Source organism: Mesorhizobium sp. WSM4307, from assembly GCF_007003945.1.
In the GTDB taxonomy this organism is placed as follows: Bacteria; Pseudomonadota; Alphaproteobacteria; order Rhizobiales; family Rhizobiaceae; genus Mesorhizobium.
In genome coordinates this window covers 1-12138 of sequence record NZ_VFTB01000016.1, presented here as the reverse complement: position 1 = coordinate 12138, position 12138 = coordinate 1, and the positions used below count along the sequence as shown (strand labels likewise).

Genomic DNA, 12138 nt, shown 5'->3' with positions numbered 1-12138 from the left:
TGTCAATCATAAACGATCAATATCGATCATATTGCACTGCACAATGAAATTATTTGATCGGAAATGATTGACACTGCTCGTTTTGAGTGCCTAGATGGCCAGGCAGGGAGGAACCATGCACGAAAAAGAGCGCCACAGGATCATTCTGTCCGCCGTCCAGGAAAAGCCTGTGGTGACGGTGCAGGAGATGGTCGACCTGACGGAGTCGTCCGAGGCGACGATCCGGCGCGATATCGCGGCTCTGCACGTCCAGAAGCGCCTGCGCCGGGTGCGCGGTGGCGCCGAGGCAATCTCGCCGCCGCAATTCATCGGCTTGGCCGGTCGGCCCTTTTCCGTCAACGAAACGATCAACGCTTCACAGAAGCGGGCGATCGCTCGCGAGGCGGTCGAATTGTGCGGGGATGGCGAGCCGATCATCATCAATGGCGGCACCACCACCTTCCAGATGGTGCATTTCCTGACTGGGCGGCGCATGCCGATCTTCACCAATTCGTTCCCGATCGCCGAGCATCTGCTCAAGCACTCGAAGAACACGGTGATGCTGTCGGGCGGCACCATCTATCGCGAGCAGAACATCATCCTGTCGCCCTTCGACAATGACGTGACCCGCAATTTCTACGCGCGCCGCATGTTCATGGGCGCCCAAGGGCTTGGACCGCTCGGCCTGATGGAAGGCGACCCGCTGCTGATCCAGGCGGAGCAGAAGCTGATCGACCAGGCCGACGAGCTGGTGGTGCTGGTCGATTCCTCGAAATTCCGAAAGCGCTCCAGCCTGATCCTGTGCGGGCTGTCGCGCATCGCCACCGTCATCACCGACGACGGCATCGAGGATCACGAAGCCAAGATGTTGGAGACCGCGGGCGTGACGCTGATCGTCGCCCGCAAGACGGCAAAGGAAGAATCTTCACTGCAGGCCTGAGACCAACTCACGCCCGCAGCGGCGATGGAATGCAACGCTCAAGGGAGGATATGCGATGAGCTTTTTGAAGAAATTGATGGTGACGGCCGCATTCTCGGCCGCCATGTTCGTGAATGCCGCCTATGCCGAGAACGTCAAGATCGCACTGGTGGTGAAGTCGCTCGGCAACGGCTTCTTCGACGCCGCCAACAAGGGCGCCGAGGAGGCGGCCAAGGAACTCGGCGATGTCGACATCATCTACACCGGCCCGACCAAGGCAACCGCCGAAGCGCAGATCGAAGTGGTCAATTCGCTGATCGCGCAGAAGGTCAACGCCATCGCCATTTCGGCCAATGACGCCGACGCGCTGGTGCCGGTGCTGAAGAAGGCCATGGAGCGCGGCATCACCGTCATCTCCTGGGATTCGGGCGTTGCCAAGGAAGGCCGCCAGCTTCACCTCAACCCGTCCGACACCGGCCTGATCGGCGAGACCATCATCAAGCTTGCCGCCGATTATCTGCCGGAAGGCGGCGATGTCGCCATCCTGTCGGCCTCCTCGACCGCGACCAACCAGAACGCCTGGATCGACGCGGCCAAGAAGGTGCTGCCGGAGAAGTTCCCCAAGATCAAGCTTGTCGCCACCGTCTATGGCGATGACGATTCGGCCAAGAGCACCGACGAAGCCAAGGGCCTGCTGAAGTCCTATCCGAACCTCAAGGCGATCATCGCGCCGACCACCGTCGGCGTCGTTGCCGCCGCCCAGGTCGTCACCGACGAGAAGCTGATCGGCAAGGTCAATGTCACCGGCCTTGCGCTGCCGTCCGAGTTCAAGAAGTTCATCGACAACGGCGCCAGCCAGGCGGTTGCGCTGTGGAACCCGATCGACCTCGGCTACTCGGCCGTCTACCTCGCCCACGACCTGGCGGTGAAGAAGGAAGAGGCCAAGCCCGGTGCCACGCTGTCGATCGGCCGCGTCGGCAAGGTCACGCTCGACGATACCAACTCGGCTGCGATGGCTCCGCCCTTCCAGTTCGACAAGACCAACATCGAGAAGTTCTCCAAGATCTATTGATCTGGGACCCTCTCAAGCCGTCGCGGCGGGGCTCACGTCCCGCCGCGATTTTAGACGGACCTTGTTTCAGGGCTTGATACGACCATGGACACGACAGCCCAGCACGGCACGGTTAAGCAGAGGCCAGCGGCCTCCACGCCACGGCTGACGCTGTCCGGCATCTCCAAGAGCTTTCCCGGCGTGCGCGCGCTGCACAATGTCAGCCTGTCGCTCTATCCCGGCCAGGTGACGGCATTGATCGGCGAGAACGGCGCCGGCAAGTCGACGCTGGTCAAGATCATGACCGGAATCTACCAGCCGGATTCGGGCACGATCAGCATCGACGGCCGGGCCGTCAGCTTGCCCAGCGCGCATGCCGCCTTCGGCCATGGCGTCACCGCCATCCATCAGGAAACCGTGCTGTTCGACGATCTGAGCGTCGCCGAAAACATCTTTCTCGGCCACGCGCCGCGCACGCGGCTAGGCACCATCGACTGGCGCACGATGCGTAAGAATGCCCGCGAAGTGCTCGACACGATGCATGCCGGCCATATCGAGGCCGATGCGCGTCTGAAAGACCTCGGCATCGCCAACAAGCATCTGGTCGCGGTGGCGCGCGCCATGTCGATCGACGCGCAGATCGTCATCATGGACGAGCCGACAGCCGCCCTTTCGATGAAGGAGATCGAGGAGCTTTTCCTGCTCATCGAATTCCTCAAGGAGGAAGGCAAGGCGATCCTGTTCATCAGCCACAAGTTCGACGAGATCTACCGCATCGCCGACCGCTACACGGTGTTCCGCGACGGCGAGATGGTTGGCGAAGGCCTGATCAAGGATGCCGGCCAGAGCCAGATCGTGCGCATGATGGTCGGCCGCTCGGTCGATCATATTTTCCCGCAGCGCAAGGCCGAGATCGGTGCGCCGGTGCTGTCCGTCGCCGGCCTGTCGCACCCGACCGAGTTCAACGACATCGGCTTCGAACTACACAAAGGCGAAATACTCGGCTTCTACGGCCTCGTCGGCGCCGGCCGCAGCGAGGTGATGCAGGCGATTTCAGGCATCACCCGCACCACGGGCGGCACGATCACGCTGGAAGGCAAGACGATCGCGCCGAAATCGGCGGCGGATTCGATCGAGGCCGGCATCGTCTATGTGCCGGAAGAGCGCGGCAAGCAAGGCGTGGTGATCGGCCTGCCGATCTTCCAGAACGTCTCGCTGCCCTCGCTCAAGCGCACCTCCAAATCTGGCTTGCTGCGGCTGGCCGAAGAATTTTCGCTCGCCCGTTCCTACACCGAGCGGCTTGATCTCAGGGCCTCGTCGCTCAGCCAGGATGTCGGCACGCTGTCGGGCGGCAACCAGCAGAAGATCGTCATCGCCAAATGGCTGGCGACCGCGCCCAAGGTGATCATCCTCGATGAGCCGACCAAGGGCATCGACATCGGTTCCAAGGCCGCCGTGCACGGCTTCATGGCCGAGCTGGTGGCGCAGGGCCTGTCGGTGATCATGGTGTCGTCGGAACTGCCGGAGATACTCGGCATGTCCGACCGGGTGGTGGTCATGCGCGAGGGCCTTGTCGCGGCGGTCTATGACAATAAGGGGCTGGACGCCGAGACGCTGGTGCGGACGGCAGCGGGGATCGCGGCATGAAAGCCTTTCTGAAATACCGCGAGATCTGGCTGGCCGCGGCCATCATCGTGCTGATCGGGCTGATCTCGACCCGCTTCCCGGCCTTCGCCGACCCCGGCAACCTGCGCCAGGTATTCAACGACACCTCTATCCTGATGATCCTGGCGCTCGGCCAGATGGTGATCATCCTGACGCGGTCGATCGACCTGTCCATGGCCTCCAATCTCTGCTTCACCGGCATGGTGGTGGCGATGCTGAACGCCGCACACCCGGCAATCCCGATCCCGGCACTGATCGTCATCGCGCTGACGGTCGGGCTGGTGCTCGGCGCCATCAACGGCCTTCTGGTATGGCGGCTGAACATCCCTTCGATCGTGGTCACTTTGGGGACGCTCACCATCTATCGCGGCGCCACCTTCGTCCTGTCAGGCGGCGCCTGGGTCAATGCCGACAAGATGAGCCCGGATTTCATCGGTTTCCAGCGCGCCGCCTTCCTCGGCATTCCGGTGCTGTCCTGGATCGCCATACTGGTCATCGCGCTGTTCTTCGTGCTGATGACGCGCACCGCGCTCGGCCGCTCGATCTATGCGATCGGCGTCAACCCGACGGCGTCGGTCTATACCGGCATCGATGTCGGCCGCACGAAATTCATTGTCTTCTGCATCTCCGGCATGATCGGCGGGCTTGCCGGCTACCTGTGGATCTCGCGCTACGTCATCGCCTCGGTCGAGGTCGCCAACGGCTATGAGCTCAACATCATCGCCGCCTGCGTCATCGGCGGCATCTCGATCGCCGGCGGCATCGGCTCGGTCGGCGGCGCGGTGCTTGGCGCGTTGTTCCTCGGCATCATCTCCAACGCGCTCCCGGTCATCAACATCTCGCCCTTCTGGCAGATGGCGATTTCGGGCAGTGCCATCATCCTGGCCGTCGTGCTCAACGCGCGCGGCGAACGCCAGCAAGGCCGGATCATCCTGAGAAAGGCGGAGGCGGCATGACCGACATCCCTGCCCCACGCCATATTCCCGACCGGCTCGACAGGCCGCTGTCTTCGGCGATCTTTTCCTGGGAGGCACTGCTGGTCGTGGTGGCCGTCGCCATCTTCGCCATCAACAGCTTCGCCTCGCCCTATTTCCTCGATCCCTATTCGCTGTCCGATCTGACCTTCAACTTCACTGAGAAGGGCCTGATCGCCTTTGCCATGGCGCTGCTGATCATCTCCGGCGAAATCGACCTGTCGGTCGCCGCCATCATCGCGCTGGCATCGACCATGATGGGCATGGCGGTGCAGGCGGGTGCGGGTACACCGGTGCTGGTGCTGATCGGCATTGTGGTCGGGCTTGGCTGCGGCGCCTTCAACGGGCTGTTGGTGACACGGCTCGGCTTGCCGTCCATCGTCGTCACCATCGGCACGATGAGCCTGTTCCGCGGCATCGCCTTCATCATCCTCGGCGACCAGGCCTACAAGGGCTATCCCGAAAGCTTCGCCTTCTTCGGCCAGGGCTATGTCTGGTGGGTGGTGTCGTTCGAGCTGGTGCTCTTCCTCGTCGCCGCCGTCGTCTACTGGTTCCTCCTGCATCGCACGAGTTTCGGCCGCCGCGTCTTCGCCATCGGCAACAATCCGGTCGCGGCGCAGTTTTCCGGCGTGCGCGTCGGGCGTATCAAATTCATCCTGTTCTGCCTGACCGGGCTGATGTCGGGTATAGCCTCGGTGCTGATCACCTCGCGGCTCGGCTCGACACGGCCGTCGATCGCGCAAGGCTATGAGCTGGAAGTCATCACCATGGTGGTGCTCGGCGGCGTCAGCATTCTGGGGGGCGCCGGCAGCATTGTCGGCGTCGTGCTCGCCGCGTTCATCATGGGGCTGGTGACATTCGGGCTCGGCCTGCTCAACGTGCCCGGCATCGTCATGTCGATCTTCATCGGCGTGCTGCTGATCATCGTCATCGCGCTGCCGATCGTCTGGCGGCGGCTGCGGGGTAGCAGCTGATGCCTGAGAAATACGCGTTCAAGATGAAGCTCAAACCGGGCATGAAGGCCGAGTACAGGAAGCGCCATGACGAGATTTGGCCGTCGCTGGTCGCGCTCTTGAAACAGGCCGGCGTGTCCGACTATTCGATCCATCTCGACGAAGAGACCAACATCCTGTTCGGCGTGCTGTGGCGGCGCGACGATCACGGCATGGCCGAATTGCCGAAGCATCCTGTGATGCAGCGCTGGTGGGCTCACATGGCCGACATCATGGAAACGAAGCCGGACAACGAGCCGGTGGCCGTGCCGCTGGAAACTGTGTTCCAGATGGCATGAGTGCTCTGCGCCACATCGCCGTCATCGACATCGGCAAGACCAACGCCAAGGTGGCGCTGGTCGACCTCGCAACCTTGAGCGAGGTAGCGCTGCGCCGGATGGCGAATGCGCCGGTGCGGCAAGCGCCCTACCCGCATCACGATGTCGAGGCGCTATGGACATTCATTCTCGACAGCCTTGCCGATCTCAACCGCGAACAGCCGATCGCCGCCATCTCGATCACCACGCATGGCGCGACAGGTGCGCTGGTCGACGCCTCTGGCGAACTGGTGCTGCCGATGCTCGACTATGAGTTCGACGGCCCCGACAGGCTGGCGGCGGACTATGACGCTGTTCGACCGCCCTTCACCGAGACCGGCACACCGCGCCTGCCGCTCGGCCTCAATCTCGGCGCGCAATTTTTTTGGCAGCAGAAATGCTTTCCGGCCGCGTTCGCGCATGCGGCCGCGATTCTGATGTACCCGCAATACTGGGCGCTGCGCCTGACCGGCGTTGCCGCCAACGAAGTGACCTCGCTCGGTTGCCACACCGATCTGTGGAATCCATGGCATGCTGACTTTTCGTCGCTGGTCGATCGGTTGGATTGGCGCCGCCTGATGGCACCGGTGCGGCCGGCCAGGGATCGCCTCGGTCCGATCCTGCCAGCGCTTGCCGCGCGCACCGGCCTTGATGCGCAAACCCCAGTGTTCTGCGGCCTGCACGATTCCAACGCCTCGCTGCTGCCGCATCTCCTGTCCGACGCGCCACCCTTCTCGGTCGTCTCGACCGGCACCTGGGTGGTGTCGATGGCGGTCGGCGGCAGAGAGATTGCGTTGGATGCGGCGCGCGATACGCTGGTCAATGTCAATGCGCTGGGCGACCCCGTCCTCTCGGCCCGTTTCATGGGCGGCCGCGAGTTTTCCGTGCTGACGGAAGGCCGGCCGGAGACTTGGACCGACGATGATGTCCGGGCCGTGCTCGCGCGGAAGACATTGCTGCTGCCGTCGACGCAACAGGGATCAGGGCCGTTCCCGCATCAGGCCGCGACATGGCTCAATGCCGACGGCATGAACAATGGCCAGCGCTTTGCCTCCATCTCGTTCTACCTGGCACTGATGACGGCGACCTGCCTCGACCTGATCGGCGGCGATGGCCCGACCACCGTCGAAGGCCCGTTTGCCCGCAATCGCCTGTTCGTCGGCATGCTGGCCGCAAGCACAGGCCGCGCCGTGGTCGCCTCCGAAGCCGCCACGGGAACTAGCATCGGCGCGGCACTGCTGGCGTCCGATCTGGTCACGGCGCACGGCAAAGGCGAGCGACCGGAACCGCCGACCGACCCGGCCTGGGCCGACTATGCCAGTGCATGGCGCGCGGCGGTCGAGTCGCGGGGCTGATCACAGGATCCGCTTGCCGAAGGCCGACATGACGAAGTTCACGGTGTCAGCGCCGATCCTGGGCTCGATATCCTTGCTCAGCCCCGAAACATCCATCGACAAAAGCCCGCCCGACAGCGCGATCGCCTCCATCGCCTGATGCGTCTCGCGCACGGTCAGCCCGCCGGAGCCGGCCGCCCAGCCGGCGAATTCGGTCGCCGTTGGGGAATAGCTGAGATGAAAGCCCTGTGTGCCCGACGTGGCGATGCGGATCGCCTCATGCATAAGGTCGCGCATGCCCATGGCGTCGATATCGGTCATGGTGAAGGCCGACACGCGCGAATCCTTCAGCACCCGCGCCTCCGCCGGATCGGCATGGCGCAGACCCACGATGACGACATTTTCCGGCGACAGCTGCGGCTGCAGCGCGCCGGCCTTGTGATCGAGGCCGAGGGTACGGGCCAGCACCGAACCTTCCGGCAGGTCGATGCCCTCTTCGTCTTCCGGCATCAGCGCGGCGATGGAATCGATCCAGATCAGGCCGAAGGAATGCGTTGCGCGCCCCGTCGCAGTCAGCGCCTTGTGGGCGATACGGCGATCGGCGCCGGCACTCAGCCGGATCAGCCCCGAGGGCGGCCGCTCGACATCGGTGAGTTCCACGACGTCGAAATTCATCGCCTCCAGCCGCGCGCCGGTCCCCTCGCGGGCAAGAATGCCGGCGGCTTCCTGTTCGGCCGAGATCGACACCATCTTGCGGCCGGAAAAGTCCGCGACGTCATGCATCGGCGCCTTCTCGACATACTCCGACGTCATCGCCAGCAGCATGGCGCCGTAGCTCATGCGAAAGGCGACGCGATCTCCCACAGCGGGGCGCGGGTCGGCGTCCTGCACGTCGAGCAGCAGATGGTCGCTGGAGGCGCCGAGCACCCTGATCCCCCTGGCGATCGGCGTCAGCCCTTCGACCAGCACGTCCTCGCGGCCGATATTGGCGATGGCGCGCAGCCTGTCGCCCTCGTCGGGAAAGACCGGTTGGTTGCCGAAAGCGTCGTAGCCGGACTCGCCAATCGGCCGCGACGGCTTGAGCTTGACCTCGATGATGTCGCCGGTCAGGCGGCACGCGTCGGGCTCGAGTTCATCCCATGGCACATCGCGAAAGGTTTCGACGCCGCCTTGCAGGATCGCCTCGCCGACCCTGAGATTGTTGATGCCGGCCGGAAGTGTGCCTTCGAGCAGCAGCGTCAGCGACGACGAAGCCCCGCCGGAGATCCAGTCGAGACTTTTGCCCGACAGGCGCTCCGTCTTGTAGGCGTGGGCGACGAGTTGCCCAAGATTTTCCGGCGTCGGCATGATGGCGCCGAAACAGCCGAGATTGGTGCCGATGCCGGCGATGCGCACGCCCTTGAACTCGAGGATCCGCTCAACGGTGGGGATCAGGTCGCTCGGCCAGATGCCTTCGCGGAGGTCGCCGAGATCGATCATCAGCATGATGTCGTGGACGCGGCCCATGCGCTCGGCGATGCGCGAGATCTCGCGGATGGTGGCGAGTTCCGACTGCAGGCTGATGTCGACGGTGCGCACCACCTCCTCGATGCGCGCCATGGGCGGGCTGCGCAGCAGCATGATCGGCACGCTGATGCCGCTGTCGCGCAGCCGGCGAATGTTTTCGAAACGCGATTCGGCAATGCCGGCGACGCCGCCGCGCAGCATGGCGCGCGCCACTTGCGGCATGCCGCAGGTGCCCTTGGTGACGCCGAACACCTTGATGCCGGACAAAGCGCAGCGGTCAACAATGGTGCGTGCGTTGCGCTCGATACGGCCGAGGTCGATGGCGACTTGCGGTCCCGACATTTTTCCTCTCAGGGTTTGTATAATCTATCGGCCAGGTGCATCTTCAAGATCATCTTCTGATACCTGTCAAAGCCAGAAGTGACGGTCTCAATGTTGGAAACCAGAGCAATTGTATGTGGGCACGTCTTTCGATTGGAGAGACCGGTGGCACTGGTCGTCCGTCATTCCGATGGCGAGTGGCAACTGACATGCGGCGCACATGATCATCCTGCGGACTGCGAAGATTTCGAAGTCGTCGGCCTCGGCCATCTGACCACCACGCAGGACAATCTGGCACAGATTGGGCGGCTTGAGCGTGGTTGGCTTGCTGAATGGGTGCAGGGCCAATGGACGCGGTGCCAGCACGACGACTAGTGCTCCATCAGTTGACGTAGACAAGTCCCTGCGGGTCGATCTCGGGCTTGCGGCCGGCAACGAGGTCGGCCAGGAATTTTCCCGAGCCACAGGCCATCGTCCAGCCGACATGGCCGTGGCCGGTGTCGAGATAGAGGTTTTTGTAGCGCGCCTGACCGATGACCGGCACGGAGCCCGGCATCATTGGCCGCAGCCCTGCCCAGAGCTCCGCCTTCTTCTCGTCGAATGCGCCGGGGAAGAGGTCCCTGGCAGTCCTGAACATGGTGACAAAGTCGCTGGGTTTGTGGGTGCGGTCGAAGCCGGTGAATTCGGCGGTCGAAGCCAGCCGCAACCGGTTGCCGAGCCTCGAATAGGCCATCAACTGGTCCTCGTCGGCGCCGCCCATGGTCGGCCCCTTGCTCTCGTCTTCCAGCGGAATGGTCGCGGTATAGCCCTTCACCGGATAGACCGGCAGGTCGATACCGTAGCGGCGGCCGAGCAGACCGCTTTCCGGCCCCATCGAGATGACCACGGCATCACCCGTCACCGGTCCGGCCGAAGTCATCACCGACCGCACCCGGTCGCCCTCAATGTCGAGACCCTCGACCGTCGTGCCGTAGAGGAATTTCACACCGAGCTTTTCGGCGGCATGGGCGGCGAGCTTTTCCACGAACTGCCGGGAATCACCGGTCTGGTCGATCGGCGAATAGACGCCGCCGGCGATCTTCTCCTTCACCCCGGCAAGGCCCGGTTCGAGCTGGACCAGCCGGTCGCGGCCGACGATCTCGATCGGCAGGCCATGCTCGGCCAGATAGCGGTAATTGTCGGTGCCGGTGTCGAGGCTGTGCTGCGAACGGAAGAAATAGAGGATGCCTTTCTTGCGCTCGTCATAGTGGATGCCGGTGTCGGCCGAGATGGCGTTGATGCAGTCGCGCGAATAGAGCGCCAGGCGCAGCTTGACCTGGCTGTTGGCGCGCAGGCGGGCCACCGTGCATTGGCGCAGGAAACGCAGGCTCCAGGCGAGGAAATAGGGATCGAAGCGCAGCCGCACCTTGATGCCGAGATCATGATTGTAGAGCCCGCGCAGAAATGTCTTCAGCGCCGCTGGCGAGGCCCAGGCGGTGGCGTCGCCCGGAGAAACCAGGCCGGCATTGGACTGGCTGGTGCCCCGCGCCGGCGCCGCATGGCGCTCGATCACGTTGACCTCGTGGCCGTCGGCGGCCAGGTAATAGGCCGCTGCCGTGCCGACAACGCCGGCGCCGAGCATCGTTATCTTCATGCCATCCCCCAAAGCTCTCGGCGGCACGGCGCCTCCACGCCGCGTCGCGACTGCTTCCATAGCGCGTCGCCGCGCGCCTTGCGAGCCCTTGGGGGGCTGGCTTAGCCGCGGGCGGAGTTCTTGCTGGTCAGGATGCGTTCCCAGGCGAGTGCGTCGGCAACGATCTGGTCCAGATCGTCGCGTTGTGGCGTCCAGCCGAGTTCCGCGCGGGCAAGGTCTGAATTGGCGACCACCGCAGCGGCGTCGCCAGGGCGCCGGTCGCCCATCTTCACCTCGAAATCCCGGCCAAAGGCGCGGCGCACGCTCTCAATGACCTCGAGCACCGAATAGCCATGGCTGTAGCCGCAATTGGCGACGAGGCTCTGTCCCCCGGCGCGCAGCCGCTGCAGCGCCAGGCGATGCGCAGCTGCCAGGTCGCTGACATGGATATAGTCGCGCATGCAGGTGCCGTCCGGCGTCGGGTAGTCGGTGCCGAACACCTGCATGAAGGGACGCTTGCCGAGCGCGGTCTCGCAGGCGACCTTGATGAGGTGGGTGGCGCCCGGAGTCGACTGGCCGGTGCGACCCCTGGGGTCGGCGCCGGCAACGTTGAAATAGCGCAGCGCCGTGTAACGGATGTCGTGCGCGAGGCCGGCATCGCGCAACATCCACTCGCTCATCAACTTGGACAGGCCATAGGGCGATTCCGGCGCCAGGCGGGCATCCTCGCGCACCGGCTCCAGCCCGGCGCCGCCATAGACGGCGGCGGTCGAGGAAAAGATGAAATGCGACACGCCCTCGCGCACCGCGGTTTCGATCAGCGTGCGTGTCTTCGAGGTGTTGTTCTCGTAGTAGGCGAGCGGGTCGGCGACCGATTCGGGGACCACGATGGAACCGGCAAAATGGATGATCGCATCGACATGATTGTCCCTGATGATCCCGCCGACCAATTCCTTGTCGGCGACATCGCCGACGACGAGCTTTGCCTCCGGCGCCACCGCCCATTCGAAGCCGGTGGAAAGCCGGTCGAGCACGACCACGCTTTCACCCGCATCCAGCAATTCCCAGACCATGTGGCTGCCGATATAGCCGGCGCCGCCTGTCACCAAAACCGTCATCCGCATCCTCGCATCTCAAGATTTATCGGAAACTGTCTCAAACACCGCCTTACTGGAAAGCCTGCCGCATGGCCATTAGAACCCTTGGTAACCGGCGTTCACCAAATGTGGCATCGTGCTGAAACATAAGTGATCCACAAAGCGTGTCGTGGAGTGGGAATAGGCCACGATCCGTCATCGTTAGGAACAGGTGCGGGGCGTGGCATTTTGACCAAAACGGCCCGGTGGACGACCAATAGGCCAATGATTATGATCCCGCGCAAAATTGGGAAGCGGACATGAACTACCAGCGGTTCTTCGAAGAAGCGATCGACCAGCTCCACGCGGAGCGGCGCTATCGTGTCTTCGCC

At 63.6% G+C, this 12138-nt stretch carries 12 protein-coding genes; 8 read left to right on the top strand and 4 right to left on the bottom strand.

Features of this window, described 5'->3' with window-relative positions:
- Positions 1-115: 115 nt before the first annotated feature.
- The 7 genes from FJV83_RS31230 (at position 116) to FJV83_RS31200 (ending at position 7252) form a co-directional block, all read left to right on the top strand.
- Positions 116-919, top strand: a complete 804-nt coding sequence (locus tag FJV83_RS31230; RefSeq protein WP_142877423.1) for a DeoR/GlpR family DNA-binding transcription regulator — start codon at positions 116-118, stop codon at positions 917-919.
- A 55-nt stretch (positions 920-974) separates the two neighbouring features.
- Entirely contained in the window at positions 975-1970 is a 996-nt protein-coding gene (gene rhaS / locus FJV83_RS31225; RefSeq protein WP_095775218.1) for a rhamnose ABC transporter substrate-binding protein, read from the top strand.
- A gap of 84 nt (positions 1971-2054) precedes the next feature.
- Positions 2055-3596, top strand: coding sequence for a sugar ABC transporter ATP-binding protein (locus FJV83_RS31220; RefSeq protein WP_142886965.1), 1542 nt, complete (start codon positions 2055-2057; stop codon positions 3594-3596).
- Positions 3593-4570: an ABC transporter permease gene (locus FJV83_RS31215; protein ID WP_095789797.1), complete on the top strand. Its 978-nt coding sequence runs from the start codon at positions 3593-3595 to the stop codon at positions 4568-4570. The genes FJV83_RS31220 and FJV83_RS31215 overlap by 4 nt, the downstream gene beginning before the upstream one ends.
- Positions 4567-5562 carry an ABC transporter permease gene (locus tag FJV83_RS31210; RefSeq protein ID WP_142886964.1) on the top strand — a complete coding sequence of 332 codons (996 nt, stop codon included), beginning with the start codon at positions 4567-4569 and terminating at the stop codon, positions 5560-5562. The genes FJV83_RS31215 and FJV83_RS31210 overlap by 4 nt, the downstream gene beginning before the upstream one ends.
- Entirely contained in the window at positions 5562-5879 is a 318-nt protein-coding gene (gene rhaM, locus FJV83_RS31205) for an L-rhamnose mutarotase (RefSeq protein ID WP_095775214.1), read from the top strand. Before FJV83_RS31210 ends, rhaM begins: the two co-directional genes overlap by 1 nt.
- On the top strand, positions 5876-7252 hold the full coding sequence (locus tag FJV83_RS31200) for an FGGY-family carbohydrate kinase (RefSeq protein WP_142886963.1): 1377 nt from the start codon (positions 5876-5878) through the stop codon (positions 7250-7252). Before rhaM ends, FJV83_RS31200 begins: the two co-directional genes overlap by 4 nt.
- Here the strand turns inward: FJV83_RS31200 and FJV83_RS31195 are convergent, their stop codons facing one another.
- A complete protein-coding gene (locus tag FJV83_RS31195) occupies positions 7253-9079 on the bottom strand; it encodes an alanine racemase (protein WP_095775212.1) in 1827 nt (608 codons plus the stop codon).
- A gap of 144 nt (positions 9080-9223) precedes the next feature.
- On the opposite strand from FJV83_RS31195, the gene FJV83_RS31190 reads away from it, so the two are divergent.
- Positions 9224-9433 carry a hypothetical protein gene (locus FJV83_RS31190; RefSeq protein WP_095775211.1) on the top strand — a complete coding sequence of 70 codons (210 nt, stop codon included), beginning with the start codon at positions 9224-9226 and terminating at the stop codon, positions 9431-9433.
- Between the two features lie 7 nt (positions 9434-9440).
- Here the strand turns inward: FJV83_RS31190 and FJV83_RS31185 are convergent, their stop codons facing one another.
- From FJV83_RS31185 to FJV83_RS36760, 3 genes are all read right to left on the bottom strand, one after another.
- Positions 9441-10691 (bottom strand): D-amino acid dehydrogenase, encoded by a 1251-nt coding sequence (locus FJV83_RS31185; RefSeq protein WP_142886962.1) that lies wholly within the window; start codon positions 10689-10691, stop codon positions 9441-9443.
- Between the two features lie 101 nt (positions 10692-10792).
- A complete protein-coding gene (galE, locus tag FJV83_RS31180) occupies positions 10793-11788 on the bottom strand; it encodes a UDP-glucose 4-epimerase GalE (RefSeq protein WP_095775209.1) in 996 nt (331 codons plus the stop codon).
- A 98-nt stretch (positions 11789-11886) separates the two neighbouring features.
- The coding region (locus tag FJV83_RS36760; protein ID WP_210248241.1) for a hypothetical protein at positions 11887-12138 on the bottom strand (252 nt) is incomplete at its 5' end.

What these genes read in the sequence shown, in the direction of transcription:
- rhaS (WP_095775218.1), top strand. Translation starts at nt 975, where the DNA reads ATGAGCTTTTTGAAGAAATTGATGGTGACGGCCGCATTCTCGGCCGCC.
- galE (WP_095775209.1), bottom strand. Translation starts at nt 11,788, where the DNA reads ATGACGGTTTTGGTGACAGGCGGCGCCGGCTATATCGGCAGCCACATG.
- FJV83_RS31185 (WP_142886962.1), bottom strand. Translation starts at nt 10,691, where the DNA reads ATGAAGATAACGATGCTCGGCGCCGGCGTTGTCGGCACGGCAGCGGCC.
- FJV83_RS31230 (WP_142877423.1), top strand. Translation starts at nt 116, where the DNA reads ATGCACGAAAAAGAGCGCCACAGGATCATTCTGTCCGCCGTCCAGGAA.
- FJV83_RS31210 (WP_142886964.1), top strand. Translation starts at nt 4,567, where the DNA reads ATGACCGACATCCCTGCCCCACGCCATATTCCCGACCGGCTCGACAGG.
- FJV83_RS31215 (WP_095789797.1), top strand. Translation starts at nt 3,593, where the DNA reads ATGAAAGCCTTTCTGAAATACCGCGAGATCTGGCTGGCCGCGGCCATC.
- FJV83_RS31220 (WP_142886965.1), top strand. Translation starts at nt 2,055, where the DNA reads ATGGACACGACAGCCCAGCACGGCACGGTTAAGCAGAGGCCAGCGGCC.
- rhaM (WP_095775214.1), top strand. Translation starts at nt 5,562, where the DNA reads ATGCCTGAGAAATACGCGTTCAAGATGAAGCTCAAACCGGGCATGAAG.
- FJV83_RS31200 (WP_142886963.1), top strand. Translation starts at nt 5,876, where the DNA reads ATGAGTGCTCTGCGCCACATCGCCGTCATCGACATCGGCAAGACCAAC.
- FJV83_RS31195 (WP_095775212.1), bottom strand. Translation starts at nt 9,079, where the DNA reads ATGTCGGGACCGCAAGTCGCCATCGACCTCGGCCGTATCGAGCGCAAC.